This window comes from Nocardia sp. FBN12, from assembly GCF_050320175.1.
Taxonomy (GTDB): Bacteria; Actinomycetota; Actinomycetes; order Mycobacteriales; family Mycobacteriaceae; genus Nocardia.
The window spans coordinates 2,486,769-2,504,166 of record NZ_CP190048.1 but is presented as its reverse complement, the minus strand read 5'-3'; the positions used below and the strand labels follow the sequence as shown (position 1 = coordinate 2,504,166).

At 67.1% G+C, this 17,398-nt stretch carries 13 protein-coding genes and 2 pseudogenes; 8 read left to right on the top strand and 7 right to left on the bottom strand.

Annotated features, from left to right (window positions below):
* The first annotated feature begins 41 nt into the window (after positions 1 to 41).
* Both ACQHI0_RS12125 and ACQHI0_RS12120 read left to right on the top strand, forming a co-directional pair.
* Positions 42 to 1,256 (top strand): acetyl-CoA C-acetyltransferase, encoded by a 1,215-nt coding sequence (locus ACQHI0_RS12125; protein ID WP_427909144.1) that lies wholly within the window; start codon positions 42 to 44, stop codon positions 1,254 to 1,256.
* A 37-nt stretch (positions 1,257 to 1,293) separates the two neighbouring features.
* Positions 1,294 to 3,459 carry a 3-hydroxyacyl-CoA dehydrogenase NAD-binding domain-containing protein gene (locus tag ACQHI0_RS12120; RefSeq protein ID WP_427908036.1) on the top strand — a complete coding sequence of 722 codons (2,166 nt, stop codon included), beginning with the start codon at positions 1,294 to 1,296 and terminating at the stop codon, positions 3,457 to 3,459.
* Positions 3,460 to 3,522: 63 nt separating this feature from the next.
* Here the strand turns inward: ACQHI0_RS12120 and ACQHI0_RS12115 are convergent, their stop codons facing one another.
* Together ACQHI0_RS12115 and ACQHI0_RS12110 are read right to left on the bottom strand one after the other, a co-directional pair.
* A complete protein-coding gene (locus tag ACQHI0_RS12115) occupies positions 3,523 to 4,671 on the bottom strand; it encodes an acyl-CoA dehydrogenase family protein (RefSeq protein WP_427908035.1) in 1,149 nt (382 codons plus the stop codon).
* 91 nt (positions 4,672 to 4,762) lie between these two features.
* Positions 4,763 to 5,821 (bottom strand): AraC family transcriptional regulator, encoded by a 1,059-nt coding sequence (locus ACQHI0_RS12110; RefSeq protein WP_427908034.1) that lies wholly within the window; start codon positions 5,819 to 5,821, stop codon positions 4,763 to 4,765.
* 107 nt (positions 5,822 to 5,928) lie between these two features.
* Here ACQHI0_RS12110 and ACQHI0_RS12105 point away from each other — a divergent pair, with 107 nt between their 5' ends.
* From ACQHI0_RS12105 to ACQHI0_RS12085, 5 genes and pseudogenes are all read left to right on the top strand, one after another.
* Entirely contained in the window at positions 5,929 to 7,413 is a 1,485-nt protein-coding gene (locus ACQHI0_RS12105) for a flavin-containing monooxygenase (protein WP_427908033.1), read from the top strand.
* A gap of 34 nt (positions 7,414 to 7,447) precedes the next feature.
* Positions 7,448 to 7,666: pseudogene (locus ACQHI0_RS12100) on the top strand (AMP-binding protein); the annotation flags it as partial.
* Positions 7,667 to 7,732: 66 nt separating this feature from the next.
* A pseudogene (locus tag ACQHI0_RS12095) lies at positions 7,733 to 8,479 on the top strand (AMP-binding enzyme); the annotation flags it as partial.
* A 116-nt stretch (positions 8,480 to 8,595) separates the two neighbouring features.
* Positions 8,596 to 9,480 (top strand): oxygenase MpaB family protein, encoded by an 885-nt coding sequence (locus ACQHI0_RS12090; RefSeq protein WP_427908032.1) that lies wholly within the window; start codon positions 8,596 to 8,598, stop codon positions 9,478 to 9,480.
* A gap of 70 nt (positions 9,481 to 9,550) precedes the next feature.
* Entirely contained in the window at positions 9,551 to 10,225 is a 675-nt protein-coding gene (locus tag ACQHI0_RS12085; RefSeq protein WP_427908031.1) for a TetR/AcrR family transcriptional regulator, read from the top strand.
* An 82-nt stretch (positions 10,226 to 10,307) separates the two neighbouring features.
* Here ACQHI0_RS12085 and ACQHI0_RS12080 read toward each other — a convergent pair whose 3' ends face one another.
* The 5 genes from ACQHI0_RS12080 to ACQHI0_RS12060 all read right to left on the bottom strand — a co-directional run bounded on the left by ACQHI0_RS12080 (position 10,308) and on the right by ACQHI0_RS12060 (position 16,500).
* A complete protein-coding gene (locus ACQHI0_RS12080) occupies positions 10,308 to 11,837 on the bottom strand; it encodes an aldehyde dehydrogenase family protein (protein WP_427908030.1) in 1,530 nt (509 codons plus the stop codon).
* A 73-nt stretch (positions 11,838 to 11,910) separates the two neighbouring features.
* Complete coding sequence (locus ACQHI0_RS12075; RefSeq protein WP_427908029.1) at positions 11,911 to 12,750, bottom strand: oxygenase MpaB family protein; 840 nt, start codon at positions 12,748 to 12,750, stop codon at positions 11,911 to 11,913.
* Entirely contained in the window at positions 12,747 to 12,941 is a 195-nt protein-coding gene (locus ACQHI0_RS12070; protein WP_427908028.1) for a hypothetical protein, read from the bottom strand. Before ACQHI0_RS12070 ends, ACQHI0_RS12075 begins: the two co-directional genes overlap by 4 nt.
* Before the next feature lie 366 nt (positions 12,942 to 13,307).
* Positions 13,308 to 15,098 (bottom strand): hydroxysqualene dehydroxylase, encoded by a 1,791-nt coding sequence (locus ACQHI0_RS12065; RefSeq protein WP_427908027.1) that lies wholly within the window; start codon positions 15,096 to 15,098, stop codon positions 13,308 to 13,310.
* Positions 15,091 to 16,500 (bottom strand): NAD(P)/FAD-dependent oxidoreductase, encoded by a 1,410-nt coding sequence (locus ACQHI0_RS12060; protein ID WP_427908026.1) that lies wholly within the window; start codon positions 16,498 to 16,500, stop codon positions 15,091 to 15,093. The genes ACQHI0_RS12065 and ACQHI0_RS12060 overlap by 8 nt, the downstream gene beginning before the upstream one ends.
* A gap of 203 nt (positions 16,501 to 16,703) precedes the next feature.
* Between ACQHI0_RS12060 and ACQHI0_RS12055 the strand changes: the two genes are divergently transcribed.
* On the top strand, positions 16,704 to 17,387 hold the full coding sequence (locus ACQHI0_RS12055) for a TetR/AcrR family transcriptional regulator (protein ID WP_427908025.1): 684 nt from the start codon (positions 16,704 to 16,706) through the stop codon (positions 17,385 to 17,387).
* Positions 17,388 to 17,398 lie beyond the last annotated feature (11 nt).

Sequence of the window (17,398 nt, the reverse complement as noted above, 5' to 3'; positions counted from 1 at the left end):
AAATCTGCTGCATCCTATTGTCAGATTCGAGCGAGGAGAGAATCATGACCGAGGCATTCATCTACGAGGCGATCCGCACGCCGCGTGGGCGTGGCAAGAAGACCGGCGCTCTGTACGGCGTGAAGCCGCTCGACCTGGTGGTCGGGCTGATCGACGAACTGAAAACCCGTCATCCCGGGCTCGACCCGGCGGCGGTCGACGACATCGTGCTCGGCGTGGTCTCCCCGGTCGGCGACCAGGGCGCCGATATCGCCAAGACCGCCGCGCTCGCCGCCGGGCTGCCCGACACGGTCGCCGGCGTGCAGCTCAACCGGTTCTGTGGTTCGGGCCTCGAGGCCGTGAACACCGCGGCGCAGAAGGTGCGATCGGGCTGGGAACAGCTGGTGATCGCCGGTGGCGTGGAGTCGATGTCGCGGATTTCGCTGGGCTCCGATGGTGGCGCGTGGGCGATGGACCCGGTCACCAACTACAACACCTACTTCGTGCCGCAGGGTGTCGGCGCGGATCTGATCGCCACGATCGAGGGCTTCACCCGTGAGGATGTCGACGCCTTCGCGGTGCGGTCGCAGCGCAAGGCCGCTGCTGCCTGGTCGGGTGGCTATTTCGCCAAATCCATTGTGCCGGTGAAGGACATCAACGGCGCGGTGCTGCTCGATCACGACGAGTTCATGCGCCCCGATACCACGGTGGAGAGCCTGGCCGGGTTGACCCCGTCGTTCGCGGCGATGGGGGAGATGGGCGGCTTCGACGCCGTCGCCATGCAGCGCTACCACCATGTCGAGAAGATCGACCATGTGCACCACGCGGGGAACTCCTCGGGAATCGTGGACGGTTCGGCGCTGGTTTTGGTCGGCAGCGAATCCGCCGGTGTCGCAGCGGGTCTCACTCCGCGCGCCCGGGTGGTCGCCTCCGCGGTGAGTGGTGCCGATTCCACGATCATGCTGACCGGGCCGGTCCCGGCGACCGAGAAGGTGCTGGCGCTGGCCGGGCTCAGCGTCGATGACATCGACCTGTTCGAGCTCAACGAGGCCTTCGCGTCGGTGGTGCTCAACTTCCAGAAGAAGCTGAACATCCCCGACGAGAAGCTCAACGTCAACGGCGGCGCCATCGCCATGGGCCACCCGCTGGGCGCCACCGGCGCGATGATCACCGGAACCATGGTCGACGAGCTCGAGCGCCGGGGAGCGCGCCGCGCGCTGATCACGCTGTGCATCGGCGGTGGCATGGGCATCGCCACCATCATCGAGCGCGTCTGAGCGTCGGACTCCGAGACCGAAGGAACAACGAAAAGCGATGACTGACAACATGATTTCCTGGGATCTGGGTGCCGATCGGGTGCTCGTGCTCACGATGGACGACCCGAACCAGTCGACCAACACGATGACCGAGGCGTTCGCGCGTGACCTCACCGCGACCGTCGATCGGCTCGAGGCCGAGAAGGACACCTTCGACGGCGTCGTCCTCACCTCGGCCAAGGACACCTTCTTCGCCGGTGGTGACCTGAACCTGCTGATGAACGCGACACCGGAGTCCGCACCGCAGATCGCGCTCGGACTGGACACCTACAAGGCGGCATTCCGTCGGCTGGAGACCCTCGGTAAGCCGGTGGTGGCCGCGATCAACGGCACCGCGCTCGGCGGCGGGTTCGAGGTCGCGTTGGCCACCCATCACCGGATCGCGATCGACGTCAAGGGCAGCCTGCTCGGCCTGCCCGAGGTCACTTTCGGGCTGCTGCCCGGCGCGGGTGGTGTCACCCGGACGGTTCGGCTGCTCGGTATCACCAACGCGGTGCTCAACGTCGTCGGCCAGGGCCAGCGGATGAAGCCCGCGAAGGCGTTGCAGGTCGGCATCATTCACGACGTCGCCACCACTCGCGAGGAGATGTTCGACAAAGCCCGCGCCTGGATCGCGGCCAACCCCGAGGCCGCGCAGCCGTGGGATGTGAAGGGGTACAAGATCCCCGGCGGCACGCCGTCGAGCCCGGCGGTGGCGGCGAACCTGCCCGCGTTCCCCGCGAATGTGCGCAAGCAGCTCAAGGGTTCGCCGATGCCCGCACCGATCGCGGTGCTGGCCACGGCGGTGGAGGGTGCGCAGGTCGATATCGAGACCGCGTTCGCGATCGAGACCCGCTACTGCACCAACCTGATCTGCGGCCAGGTCTCGACGAACATGATCAAGTCGCTGTTCTTCGATCTGGGCACGATCAACAAGGGCGGCAGCCGCCCCGAAGGCTTCCCCGTGCGCACGCCGGAGAAGGTCCTCGTGCTCGGCGCGGGCATGATGGGCGCGGGCATCGCCTATGTGCAGGCCCGCGCCGGCATGCAGGTCGTGTTGAAGGACGTCACCATCGAGGCGGCCGAGCGCGGAAAGGCCTACTCGCGCAAGCTGCTCGACAAGGCACTCCGCAAAGGCGCGATCACCCAGGACAAGTACGACGAGATCCTCGGCCGCATCCACCCGACCGCCGATCCGGCCGATGCCGCGGGATGCGACTTCGTCGTCGAGGCGGTGTTCGAGGATCCGGGTCTGAAGAAGAAGGTGTTCGGCGAGATCGAGCACCTGGTGAACGCGGACGCGCTTCTCGGGTCGAACACCTCGACCCTGCCGATCACCGACCTGTCCACCGGCGTGAAGCGCCCGAAGGATTTCATCGGACTGCACTTCTTCTCCCCGGTGGACAAGATGCCGCTGGTCGAGATCGTCGTCGGCGACGAAACCAGCGACGAGGCGATCGCCCGTGCCGTCGATTACACCCTCGCCATCAAGAAGACCCCGATCGTGGTCAACGACAGCCGCGGCTTCTTCACCAGCCGGGTGATCGGCCAGTTCATGGACGAGGCGATCTCGCTGGTCGCCGAGGGCGTGCATCCGGCCTCGGTCGAACAGGCCGCCACCCAGGCCGGGTACCCGGTCGGTGCGCTGGCGCTGGCGGATGAGATCAATATGAAGCTGGCGCAGAAGATTCGGCGCAGCCTGAAGGAGAACTTGCTCGCCGAGGGCAAGAACTGGGTCGACTCGAAGGCGTACCCGCTCGTCGACGCGATGGTCGACGACTTCGAGCGCCCGGGCAGGCTCGAGGGTCGCGGCTTCTACGAATACGAAGCCGACGGCAAGAAGCTCGGCCTGTGGCCGGGGCTGGTCGAGAACTACACCCGCGACGATCACGGCATCGCGTTCATCGACATGCAGGAACGGATGCTGTTCGCCGAATCCCTCGATACCGTGCGGTGTTTCGACGAGGGCGTGCTGCGCACCGTGCCGGACGCGAACATCGGGTCGATCTTCGGCATCGGGTTCCCGGCGTGGACCGGCGGCGTGATCCAGTACATCAACCAGTACGCGGGTGGCTTGGCCGGATTCGTCGCGCGGGCCGACGAGCTGCGGGCCGCCTACGGCGACCGGTTCGAGGTCCCGGAGTCGTTGCGGGTCAAGGCCGCTGCCGGCGAAACCCTCGGCTGACTGTCATGACAGAACCCCCGTCGCCCGGTAACCCCGGGCGGCGGGGGTTCTGTGCTGAAGCGGCTACAGGGATCGGGCGATCAGTTCCTTCATGATCTCGTTCGTTCCCGCGAGAATGCGAAGCACGCGCGCACTGGTGAAGATCTCCGAGATCGGGTACTCGGTCATGAATCCGTATCCACCGAACAGTTGCAGGCACCGGTCGGCGACCACGCTCAACTGATCGGTGAGCCAATATTTGGCCATCGACGCCGTTGCCACGTCGAGTTCGCCGACCAGATGCTTGGTGAGGCAGTCATCGAGGAAGACGCGACTGATTCTGGCGACGGTGGCGCACTCGGCGAGCTCGAACTTGGTGTTCTGGAAGGCGAGCAGCGATTTTCCGAACGCTTGCCGATCCTTGGTGTAGGCGACGGTCATCGCGACCGCGGCCTCCATCGACGCCACGGCCATCACCGCGCAGACGAGTCGCTCCTGCTGGAGCAGCTTCATCATCTGATAGAAGCCCTGGCCCTCGGCCTCGCCGAGCAGATTGCCGACTGGCACCCGCAGGCCGTCGAAGAACAGCTCGGCGGTGTCCTGGCCGGTGCCACCGATCTTGGACAGGGTCCGCCCGCGAGTGAAGCCGGGGGTGTCGTCACCGACCTCCGCGACGATGAGCGACACCCCGGCGGCGCCCTTGTCCGGGTCGGTCTTGGCGGCGATGATGACCGCGTCACAGAGCGCGCCGTTGCTGATGAACATCTTCGAACCGGTGATGACGTACTCGTCGCCGTCGCGCACCGCCTTGGTCTGAATGTTCTGCAGATCCGATCCCGTTCCCGGTTCGGTCATCGCGATCGAGAGCAGGCACTCGCCGCTGACCACCTTGGGCAGCAGGCGCGTCTTGAGCTCCTCGGAGGCGAACTCGACGAGATAGGGCGCGATGATCCCGGAGTGGATCGCCAGGCCCATGGAGGTGTCGCCTGCCCTCGATTGGGCCTCGATGATCGCCGCCTCGTGGGCAAACGTGCCGCCTCCGCCGCCGTACTCTTCCGGCACGGAGGGCGCCAGCAGCCCGAGCTTGCCCGCTTTCAGGTAGAGGTCACGGTCGGGGTGCCCCTGCTGCTTGTACCGCTCGGCGCCAGGAAGCACCTCCTTCTCGAAGAACTTCGTCGCGAGTTCGCGAACGGCCTCGATCTCATCGTCTACCCAGCCCGCTTGTGCGGTCATCCGTGCCTCCCAGGACGCAATCTGCCTCAATCTGCGGAAACAGATTGTCAGATATATTGGCAGAACGTCAATAGTGCGCGGGTTGTCGTGCTCAGCGGCGACCCCAGGTGCGCCGGTAGGCGGCCGGAGTGGTGGCCGTCCAGCGCTTGAAAGCGCGGATGAAGGGGCCTGCCTCCGTGTAGCCGAGCCGTGCGGCGATCTCCTCGACCGCGAGTGTGGTGGCGACCAGCATGTCCTCGGCTAGACCGTGCCGTGCCTCGTCGAGCAGGATGCGGTAGCTGGTCCCGTCCGCGGCGAGATGTCGTCGTAAGGTGCGGCCGGTGATGCCGAGGTCGTGGGCGACCCTGTCCAGCGACGGCGGTGTCGCGATCCCCGCGGTGCCGATGCCCGCCAGCAGATGGTCGCGAACCTCGGCCGCTATCCCGGTGCGAGTGCTCCGGCGGTCGATCAGCTCACGGCATTGCGCCAGGCACAGGGCCAAAGTGGCCTGATTCGCCTGTGGCAGTGGCTGGTTCAGAGTTTCGGCGGTGATCGTGATGCTGGTTTCGGCCTGCCCGTAGCGGGGGAGTACACCCAGGATCGTGGCGATGTGGTCGCCGTAGCCGGGTTCGGGGAACGCGAACCGCGCCTGGTGGATATCCACCGGTCGGCCGAGGAGGTCGGCGAGCACCCGATGCATCGCGAAGGTGTCGCGTTCGACGAGGAATTGCCGGACATCATCAGGTATCCGATCGTGTCGGATCCGGGCAACCATCCGCTGGTCGTGAATTTCCACGACCGGTGTGCAGAAGGCGAAGCTCAACTGAAAGTAGCTCAGCGCCAAGGAGATCGCCTCGCCGAGGGTGGGGCTGGTGATCCAGGCGTAGCCATAGATGCCGAAGGCGCTGATGCGATAGCTGCGACCCACCTCGATGCCGAGCGCGGGCCGGGTGCCGAGTTCGCGTAGCAGATTGCGAACCACCAGCAATTCGGTCCGGGCATCGATCTGGCGGTCGGCGGAGTCGAGGTCGGCGACGGACAGGCCGGTACCGGCGAGGATCGACGTGGCGTCGGCGCCGTGCTCGACCGCGAACCGGTTCATCACGGCGACACTGGCGACACCGCGGGGGAAGTCCCATGTGTCCACTGCCGGCTCCTGTCGTGTGCGCATGTCTCGATTATGGCCTGAAATGTCAATTTTCTGTCCGCGGGCATCCTCGTCACCGCCTCGACGGCGACCTACCGTTGACCGGACACAGCAATGACATGAGGAGCTCTATGCGCACTCGGACAATGCCGTCCGCTGTCATCATCGGTACCGGGTTCGGCGGCCTCGGCATGGCGATGGAACTACTGCGCCACGGTGTCGACGATCTCGTCATCCTGGAGCGGGCTGCGGAAGTGGGTGGCGTGTGGCGGGAGAACACCTACCCGGGTGCCGGTTGCGATATCCCCTCCCCGCTCTATTCGTATTCCTATGTGCCGAAATCCGATTGGCCCAAGCGATTTTCGGGGCAGCCCGATATCCACGCCTATCTGCGGGACGTGGCGCGCGACAACGGTCTGCTCGAGCGGATCCGGTTCGAGTCCGAGGTGACCGAAGCCGAGTTCGACGAGGCGAGCGGGAGATGGACGGTGCGCACCGCCGACGGTTTCGAGGTGACCACCGACGTGCTGATTTCCGCGGTCGGTCAGCTGTCGCGGCCCGCGCTGCCCGCCATCGCGGGCATCGGCTCGTTCGCCGGACCCGCGTTCCACTCGGCGGAGTGGGACCACAGCGTCGATCTGACGGGCAAGCGGGTAGCCGTTGTCGGCACCGGGGCCAGCGCGATCCAGTTCGTCCCCGCGATCCAGCCGCGGGTGGCGGCGCTGACGCTGTTCCAGCGCTCGGCGGCGTGGGTACTGCCCAAGCCCGACGTCGAGTATAAGCCGTGGCATCACCGGATGTTCGCGGCGGTGCCGCCGGTCCGGCTCGCCGAGCGGTTCGCGGTCTGGGCGCTGTGTGAGTTTCTGTCGCTCGGCATCGCCGACGTCCCCGCGATCAGGGGATTCGTCACCAAGATCGCCGTGAACCATCTGCGCAAGCAGGTCGCCGACCCGCAACTGCGTGCGAAACTGACCCCTGACTACCCGGCCGGCTGTAAGCGTGGGCTGTTCTCCAACAACTACTATCCGGCACTCACCCAGCCGAACGTGCGGGTGGAGACGACCGAGATCGCCGAAGTCGTGCCGAGCGGGGTGAAAACGGCCGACGGCGTGCTGCACGAGGTCGACGTGATCATCTACGGAACCGGGTTCAAGGGCACCGAATTCCTGTGGCCGATGACGATCCATGGCGCGAACGGTCGCAAGCTCGAGGACGAGTGGCAGGGCGGTGCCCGCGCCTACCACGGCATCTCGGTGCCCGGATTCCCGAACATGTTCATGGTGTACGGACCGAATACGAACCTGGGCGTGGGGTCGATCGTCTACATGATCGAATCGCAGGCTCGCTACATCCGCCAGGCGCTGCAGGAATTGTCCCGCCATCCGGCGCACACCCTCGACGTCCGGCGCGCGGTCGCCGAGGAATACGACGTGAAGCTGCAAGCGCGGCTGGACCGTACGCCGTGGGGTCTGTGCTCGAGCTGGTATCGCAACGCCGCGGGCCGGATCACCAATAACTGGCCGGGCGCGGTCGCGAGCTACCGACTACAGACCCGAACACTGCGCCCCGAGCACTATCACCTGAACGCCGGCACGACAACGCCTGCGGGCCAGTGAGATTCGCGGACCGGAACTCGCAAGAGGCTCATCGATGAAGCTGACCAACGGCACCGTGGCCGACGTACGCGGGGTGCTGACCTACCGCGAGCTCGACGAGCAGTCCAACGCCCTGGTCCACGGGCTGCTCGGGCAGGGCCTGCGCGGCGGCGAGGTGATCGGCGTGCTGGCCCGCGACCATCGTGGCCTGATACTGGCGATGGTGGCGGCGGGCAAGGCCGGGTTACGGCTGGCCATGCTGAACACCAGTTTTCGACAAGCCGCAACTCACCGAAGTCGCTGTGCGGGTTCGCCACCGCGCTGGTCGTCGACCGGGTGCCGTTTCCTCGCGCTCGGTCCCGACATGATCGCCAGGTACGACACCTCGACGCTGCGCACGGTTTTCGTCGGCGGCGCACCGCTCCCGCCCGACCTGGCGATCCGATGGCAGGACGCCTTCGGTGACGTGCTGTACAACGGGTACGGCTCCACCGAGGTCGCGATCACCGCCGTCGCCCAGCCGCACGAATTGCGTCGTGCGCCAGGCACAGTCGGGCGGGCACCGGTCACCGCGCGCATCGCGCACTACGACGGCGACGATCGCCGAATCGCCGCTGCGAACGTCTCGGGTCGGATCTTCGCCCGCACCGTCGCCCCGTTCGAGGGGTACACCGACGGGAAGACCGAACAGATCATCGACGGGTACATGTCGACCGGCGACATGGGCCACTTCGACGCCGACGGGCTGCTGTTCATCAACGGCCGCGACGACGACATGGTGGTCTGCGGTGGCGAGAACGTGTATCCGCTGGAGGTGGAGAATCTGCTGACGGGTCGCGCCGCTATCGCCGATGTCGCGGTGATCGGTGTCGACGACGCGGACTTCGGACAGCGATTGCGCGCCTTCATCGTTGCGGCGACGGACGAGAAGCCGGACGCGCAGGAGATCAAGAACTATGTCAAGGACAACCTGGCCAGGTACAAGGTGCCCCGTGACGTGGTGTTCCTCGACGAGATGCCACGTAATCCCACCGGCAAGATCGTGCGCAAGGCGCTGCGGTTCGGGTTGACCCCGCGCCACCGTTGAGCAACCACGACGCCCCGCAGCGGCACTGCCCGAAAGCCCACGCTGAGTCGATTAGTTGAATATTATCTCACTGTATCATCGTCTTAGAGGCTCTCAGCAGAAGGAGGCGCAGGACCATGCGTGAAGTGTCAACGGTGACCGATCCTGTGATGGTGGGCGATCTCGGCGAGGTTCTGCGGTGTCGATACGGCACCGTCGAGGACTTCGACATCGAGCGATTTCTCGACGGGATCGGAGCCTTCGCCGGGGCGGGCGCGAATGTGATCGTGCAGCTCGCGAACCGGCCGGTGGGATACGGCGTCGTCGAGAGCACCGTCGAGTCGGGCCGCGCCGACGTCCATCCGTGGAAGCGGTTGCGCACCACGCTGACCTACATCGCGGTGGCGATGCTCGGCACCGAGGACGACCGGGACGTGTACCGGCAGGCCGTCGGCAGCGTCCATCGGCGCGTCCGGTCGGCGCCGGGCGCCGAGGTGAAGTACAACGCGTTCGACCCCGAACTGCAGAAGTGGGTCGCGGTCTGCCTGTGCTGGGGAGTCATGGACACCCACGAACGCCTCTACGGACCGCTGGACAAGGCCACCAAGGAGGTCTTCGTGCAGTACGGTGCCAGGTTCGGCACCGGGTTGCAGATGCGGCCCGAGATGTGGTTCGCCGACCTGGCGGCGTTCGAGAGCTACTTCGAATCCGGGTTGGCGAACATGCAGATCGACGACGTGGTCGCCGAGTACCTGCGCAAGCTGGTCGGGTTGCGCAATATTCCGAGACCGCGTCCGCTGGCGAATATTCATCGTTTCGCGGTGACCGGTCTGCTGCCCGAAACGATGCGCTCACAGCTCTACCTCCCGTGGACCGACGAGCAGGAGCGGCGGCATCGGCTGATGTTCCGGGCCATCGGCGCCGTCTACGGGCGGCTACCCGTGCGCGCGCGGATCGTGCCGTACTCGACCGTGCTCCGGGACATGCGGCGGCGTCAGCGGCTCGGCCGCCCACTGGTCTGAGAAGGCGAGGTTGCGGGCTACCGTCGGACCACATTATGTTCGGGCTCTTGTCAGCTGAGGGGAATGGGATATGGCCGAGTCGATCAGGTTGCTGGCACGGATTCGCGGACACGGCGGTGTCGAGCGCGATAACGCCGACGTCCTGAACGGCGCCTTGGCCGCGTTTCTGGACTTCGGGATCAAGCGCACCAGCATGGCGGAGGTGGCCCGCCGCGGTGGTCTGTCCCTGGCGACCCTGTACCGCCGATTCGGCGGGAAGACCGACGTGGTCCAGGCGGTGGGGCTCTGGCAGGTGCGTCACCTGCTGGAGCAGGCCGACGCCTCGATGCGCCGGCAGGCCGACGAGGGTGCCAGCGCCGAAGACCAGATCGTCGAACTGTTCGTCGCCTTCGCCCTCGGCTTGCGCGACAACCCGTTGCTCGACCGCCTCCTCGCCACCGACGCCGCCACCGTGCTGCCCTACCTCACCACCGGTGGGGCGCCGGTGATCGAGCTCGGTCGTGACTTCCTGGCCGAGTTCATCACTCGCTTGCAGGAGGCAGGCAAGCTTCCCGCCTACGACCCGCTCCCCGTCGCCGAGCTGGTGGCTCGTACCGCGCTGTCGCTGGTGCTGACCAGGCCGACGGTCATCCCGCTCGACGACGAGGCCGCGGCGCGCCGGTTCGCCCGCGATCACATCGCACCCGGGTTCCGTCCACTGGACGTGCGCACGACGACCCAGGCGACCGGCGCCGCACCTCGCTAGTTCCCGCGCCCGGGGCGATTACCGCTTGCCGCGGACGGATGAGGCACTGGCGGGTGCGGCATCCGTCCGCGGCGAGGCCCGCCTACCTGCCGAAGCGGCGCCGACCGCGAGCGCCGGTCGCGCGCATCGCGTTCCGCATGAACCCGAAGTTCTTCAGGCTGTACGGGTACCAGACGAGTTCGGACTTCTGCGTCGGCAGCGCCGGCGCCGTGATCGCCTGCTTACGGCAGTACTTGCGCACGCCGTCCGCGCCGCCGAATCGGTATCCGGTGCCGGACTGGCCCCAACCACCATGGGGGAGTGCGAAATTGAACAGGTTGATGGTGGCGTCGTTGATGTTCACCGCGCCGACGGTCAACCGGCGGGCGATCTTCTGCCCGCGGGACTTGTTGCCCGTCCAGACCGAGGCGGACAGGCCGTACTCGGAGTCGTTGGCGAGGCGGATCGCCTCGTTCTCGTCGGCGACCTTGATGATCGGGATGGTCGGGCCGAACGTTTCCTCGGTGATGCACGACATCGAATGGTCGACGTCGACCAGCACGGTCGGTTCGAAGAAGTTCCCCTCGCCGGTCGCCTTTCCGCCCGTGAGTGCCCGCGCGCCCTGGGCGATGGCGTCGTCGACGTGGCGGGCGACGATCTTCAACTGCGTTTCGTTGGCGAGCGGACCGACGTCGATGTTGCCACTGCGGTCGTCGCGACCGAGCCGCAGCGTCTTGACATGGGCGACAAGCTTGTTCACGAACTCGTCGTACACCGCGGCCTCGACATACACCCGCTCCACCGACACGCACAGTTGCCCGGCGTTGGTCAGCGCGCCGAAGGCGATGCCGTTGGCGGCGCGGTCGAGGTCGGCATCGGCGAGCACGATCGCCGGGTCCTTGCCGCCCATCTCGAGGCTGTAGGGCCGGGTGCGCTCCGCGCACGCGACCGCGATGCGGCGCCCGGTGTTGCCGGAGCCGGTGAACTGGATGAAATCAGCGTTGTCGACAACCGCGGCACCGGTGGCGCCGAACCCGGAGACCACCGTGAACACCGGCGGCGCGCCGATCTCGGCCCATCCGCGGGCGAGCACGAGCGGCGTCAGCGGGGTCACCTCCGACGGCTTGAGCAGCACGGCAGCGCCTGCGGCGAGCGCCGGAACGAGATCGGAGGCGGGCATGGCGAGCGGAAAATTCCACGGCGTGATGATGCCGACCACCGGATACGGGGTGTAGGTGGTGGTCAACTTCTTGACCCGCATCAACGGAGTGTGGGGGCTCACTGCGGTATCGGCGAGAAACTTCGCGGCGTTGCGTGCGTAGTAACCAAGAAGATCGACGGTGAAGGCGACCTCGACCTCGGCCTCCACCCGGGGCTTGCCCGACTCGTCTTGAATCGAATCCGCCAGCTCGTCGGCGTGGTCGAGCACCCAATCCTGCAGCTTCAGCAGCCACTGCTTCCGTCCGGCCGCGCTGATCGACGCCCACCGCGGCTGTGCTTTGCGCAGCGCGGCCGCGGCCGCGGCGACCTCCTCCGGGGTCGACACGGCGACGGTGCCGACCAGTTCTCCGGATGCCGGGTTGCGAACAGCGAGTTCGGCGGCGTCGACGGTGGGTGTTGCGGAATCAGACACATTTTCTCCTGGATAGCCGTATCGGTCTACCGACCAACCTTAGGCAGAGTGAGACGCTTTGTATATCATTCTGTCATTTCGACGGATGGCTCAGATCTCCGAGCTGAGACGCCGACCTCTCGGCGCGCGCCGAAGGCACGTAGCGAATCCGCGGCGGCACCATCGGGGCCGCCATCCGGAGGCCAGCGGCGTACGAGCGGAACGCGGCCCGATCGCCGGGTCTGGCTCGCACATCGAGCAGTTCCTTGGTGCGCGGGTGGAGCAACCCGCGGACGGCGACGGATGGCAGCAGCCGCGGGACCCAGCTGGTCGGACGCAAGACCTCGGGCGCGAGCGTGCGGCCGGCTGCGGTAAGGCGCAGTTGCTGTGCGCACACCCGCTCGAAATAGTCGCCGAAATCCGCCCAGTTCTGCGGCATGGCCCGCGCGGACACCCCGAATCGCAGATACCACTCGCAGCACTCCGCGTACAGGCGTTCGTGGTCGCGATCGGACATCGGCGCGATGAAAGTGTTGACCGCGACCATCAGCGTCTCCACATAGGTCGCGTGCTGAAAGTGGAACAGGTCCGGATTCAGTGCGTGGAAACGCGCGCCACGGTCATCGGTTCCACCGATGTGCCCGTGGATGTTGACCACGCGGTGCCGCTGGTCCCGGTCGTCGTAGGCCATCTGAACTGTCTGCGAGACGGTCCGCGCCTTGTGGTACCACAGCCGCATCGCCACGTGTTCGTCGAGAGCCGTCGCGATGGCCGGGTGCAGAATCTGCAGCCCTACCGCACGCGGCAAGGCGAGCAGGAATCGCCGATCGCCGACGTATTGGCGAAGCAGTGAGGTCCCGTGTCGGCGGCGCATCGATAGCTTCCTCGATCGAGGATCGAGCGGTGCGGTGCGCGCGGGAAGTGGTGTGGTCATCGTTGACTCCGTTCGAAGAAGCTCAGCGCTTGCCAGACCATCACGGCTGTGGCGGCGTCCATCACCAAGTGCGGGAACAACGCTCGTGCCGGTTTGCGATGGGCGATCTGCCACGCGAGTGCGCCGAGCGTGATGACGGCGTCGACGGCGAAGATCGCCACGAATGCCCACCCGAGCAGCGGGACCGGCACTGGGTGCGCCAATCCCGGGTGGGCGTGGTGGTGCTGCCCGAGTCCAGGACGAAGCGCTGGAATGCCAGGTCCTCCGGACTGGATTCGGTCACCTCGGGCATCGTGATCGCGTCGCTCGTCACGCCGCCTCCGTTCGTGGGGCCGGTCCTCGTCGTCGCGCGGGCGGGGCGAAACTCGCGGTTCCGGTCTCCGTGGGTGGGCGGCGGCGCAGCCGGCGGAATCCCGCGACGAGGTAGCTCGCCAACAGACAGCAGGGCATCGTTACCTCGTCCGATTCTGTGCGGGCCGCCTTGCCTCATTGTGGTGCGTACTGACACCACAATTATGTGGTGTCAGCGTGCACCAGAAATCGCGGATGGTCAAGGGTCAGCTGTCGAGTAGGTGGGGCAAACCGGCGCGGAAGCGATCCGCATCGATGGCTTTGGCGGCCGCGAACGCGGGCAGGGAAACCAAGGGGAAGATCTGCGCGCGGGGGCTCGGGTCGTCGGCCGCATCGAGGATGGCGTTGGCGGCGGCGCGGCCGGATTCGTTGGCGCCCTCCATGGTGGCCAGGTCGATGTGGTTGCGCACGTGGTCGCCGCCGAAATAGAGATTGGGAATCGCGCAGTGCGCGTCGGGGCGATTGTCGTAGGAGCCGACCGTGTTGACCAGCAGTGGGGTTTCGTTGTGGATGGTGTTGCCGGACCAGGTGATGCCGGGGTCGAGATGCCAGGAATGGATGTCGTCGTCGCGTAGCCAATCGGTGCCGGTGTTGAGCCAGGCTTTGAGCTGAGCCCAGGTCTCGGTGGCGATCTCGGCGGCGGTGCACTCCTTGGCGGTGCGGCCGAACAGGATTCCGGGTGTGTCCCAGTCGGAGATGTCGACCGACAGGCATTCCAGCACCGACCCGTCGCCGTAGGTGGCGGGGAAATCGCCCACCCACATCGGCGCCTGGCGCAGGGCGGTGAGGGCCCAGGGGGAGCCGAGTGCGGCGATGTGTCCCTCGGGGATATCGGTCGGGCGGCGCAGGTAGTACTGGATGCCGACCATCCAGTCGGTCACCAGGTTTCGCATTCCGCCCAGGCGCGGATCGGCGTCGATGATCGCGTCGTCGAGGAGATCGACGGCGCGGTCGACCGGCATCGCGCACAGGTAGTGGTCGGCGGTCACCGCCGCCGTCCCGCTTGTTCCGCTGACCATCGCCGAGGTGATGCGACCACCGTCCATCCGCAATGCGGCAAGGCCCTGTCCCATGGCGAAGCGGACGCCGAGCGAGCGCAGGTACTCGACCCACGGATCGATCCACGCGATATTGGTGGGGCGGTTGAGGATACGGTCGACGCCCCCGGCGTACTGCGGGGCGGCGCCAGACGCGGCGAGGACGAGGGCCTCGCCGATCGTGCCGATGGTTCGTGCCGAGCTGGTCTGTGGTTTCGCGGCGACGGTGATCCGGGTGAGCGCGTTCACCAAGTACTTCCGATAGGCGACCGACTTGCCTTCGGCCTGCATGATCTGCTCCCAGGTCACGTATTCCCACTGGCCGAAGCGGCGTTCGGTGCTGGAGGTGAACCACACGAGCATCTGCTTGGCGAAGAAGGCCAGCTCGTTGGGTGGGAGGTCGGGGATGAACCCGAGCGCGCCGACGATGCTGTTGCGCACCAGTTCCGGCGTCAACTGACTCAGCCCGCCGAGCTCGACGGGAGCGAAGATCGGCGGAAGGTCCTGGAATCCGGCGATCGTACCCTCGACCCGCACAAGGTTGTCGAGCACGCCGTTCGGGTTGCCGGGGAACGGGATTCGGCTCATCGTGTCGGGAACATGCTGATAGCAGCCGGGAAAGAAGCGGAATCCGTGTTCACCCGGCAGCGGTTGACGCCCGGGCGACGCCGTCCCCGGCACACCCATGCTGCGCGCCTTGCCGCCGAGGAACGCGGGCTCGTAGACGGTGACCTCGTACCCTCGCTCGACCAATTCGTGGGCGGCGCTCAGCCCGGCCATGCCGCCACCGAAGATCGCCACCGACTTGCCGCCGGAGCGCAACAGCGGTGAGCGCCTCGCCGTCGGCGCGGCGTCGGCGATCGGGGCAGTGACGGCGAGTGCGGCTCCGGCGACGAGTCCGGCGCGCAACGCGGTGCGGCGGGTGATCGGTGCTGACAACGGTGTCGGCTGATCAGGCATGGTGTTCTCCTGGACCTGCGGTGGTGAGGGTGAAAGGTGAGGTCGGTGGCGCGGTGGCATGAGAGACAGTGCCGCGCAAGGTTGTTTGGGTGATGCGCCGTTCGCGGGCCGAGTCGCGGATCTCGCGCGCCACATCGGCGAGGACGGCGGGCAGGTGGGCGCGCTGGTGGAACGCGGCGCGAGCCGCGAGACCCAGTGCGCGCGCCGGGGCATACAGCTCGGCGGGCCGATGGGTGCGGGAGAAGATGCCCGCGGTGATCTCCGCCAGTTCCGGGTCGCCGGCGGCGGTGCGGTAGAGCTCGATCTCCAAGGGGCGCATGACTTCACCGCGTGCCAACCGATTCGTCCAGTGGAAGATCTCGCGGCATTCGACGACGCGGCGGCGCTCCCAGTCCGACAGTGCTGCGTCGAGTGCGCGCGGGTCGTCGAGGACGTCGCCGACCGACTCGGCGAGGGTGCGGCCGTAGTGCAGGGCGTCGCGGATGCCCTGCGCGGTAACGGGATCCTTGAAATGTCCGGCGTCGCCGGGCAGCGCCCAGCCCGGGCCCGCGGAGTGCCGGAAGTACGAGGAGATGCCGGTGGCGGAACGGACCCGGCCGACGCGCTCACAGCCGCTCAGCCGGTCGGTGAGCGCTGGAATCCGGGCGAGGGCCTCGGCGTAACGGCGTTCCGCCGCACCGCGATCGGCGACCGTTGGTGGCTGCACCAAACTGAGCACCAGACCGTCGTCGCAGGGAAAGGCCGTGCCGAGATCGGCCCCCACCCGCCACTGGGCGGCGATGTGGCGCGGGGCGTCGGCGACATCACGCCAGTAGGCGAAATAGCAGTCGCGCCCGCTCGGTACCGTCAGGAACGGTCGCTCGGCGCCTACCGCGCGAGCGATGGTGCTGCGCCGTCCGTCCGCGCCGACGACGAGCGCGGCGCGGATCTCCCTGGCCTGGCCCGCGGCATCGAGATAACGCACACCGGCGCAACGGTTTCCGTCCCACACCACCGAGGCGACCCGGCAGCGCGGCCGCACCTCGGCGCCCGCGTGCACGGCGGTTCGCATCAGCACGGCGTCGAGCCCGGTGCGGCGCACGCACATCGCGTAGTCGATGCCGTCGAACGGGGGAAAGCCGGAACCGACACCGTAGCCCGCGCCCTGTGCGTAGGCCCTGGTCAGCCGTGGCGCGCCGAGAGCTTCCACTGCCGCGAGCGCGCCCAGCCGCTGGAGTTCGGCCAGTCCTGCCGGCCAGAGCAAATGAGTGGACAGCGTGTCCGACGGCAACGCCGCGGCGTCGAGTACGACGACGGTGCGGCCCGCCGCTGCGAGCGTGGCCGCGGTCGCCGATCCCGCGCAGCGCGCGCCGACCACGACGACATCGGCCCGTTCGACCGCAGTGCCAGGGGAATCGACCATGGGTACCGCCTCGGTCACTCAGTCTCGGACAGTATGTCCGATTGATGATGAGGCGGGCCGCGTACAGGTGTCAACAGCGAACCGGGACAGGGGGATTGGCACCGCCCGTACCCCGCCACCACGGCGGTGCGCCGGTCTACGGGCACAATGGATCCCATGGTCAATGCCAGCGCGTCAGGTGCTGCCTCGGCGACGGATCGCCGATGCCCTCGCTGACCCGTGTCCCGCGATCGGCGCGCAAACCCGCCGACGACCGGCGGGCCGAATTCGAGCGTCGTGTGCTGGCCGCCGTCGAAGACCTGCTGGCCGACGGTACGCCGTTCACCGAGATCGCCGTGCAGAAGATCGCGGCGGCCTCCGGGTCCGCAAGATCCACCTTCTACCGCTACTTTCCGGACAAGAGCAGCCTGCTGATCCGGATGGCCGAGCTGGCCACCACCGATCTGTTCGCCGCGGCGGAGGCGTGGTGGAGTGCCGAGCACACCGATCAGCAGGCCGGTGTCGTTCGAGCCATGCGCGCGATGATCGGCGGTTTCCGCGACCATCGCTATCTACTGCTAGCCCTCACCGAAGTGGGTTCCTACGACCGGGAAGTCGGTGCCTACTGGCGTTCCAGGGTCGCGACTTTCGCCGAACTGGTGCGTGCGCGGCTGGCGGCCGAACAGGCAGCGGGCCGCGTCGGCGCGCAGCTCGATCCCCGAGCCACCGCGCTGGTTCTCACGTCGATGGTCGAACGCACGATCTCCGTCGCCTTCGCCGCCGAAACCGGTATCGGCGAGGAGGAATTGGCCGAATCGCTGGGCCGCGCCATCTGGCTCGTCATCTACGGCGACGCCCCTCAGCGCGGAGCGACTTCGCCGCCGAAGGCACGATCATCCCGGCGGTGACGGCGCCCTTG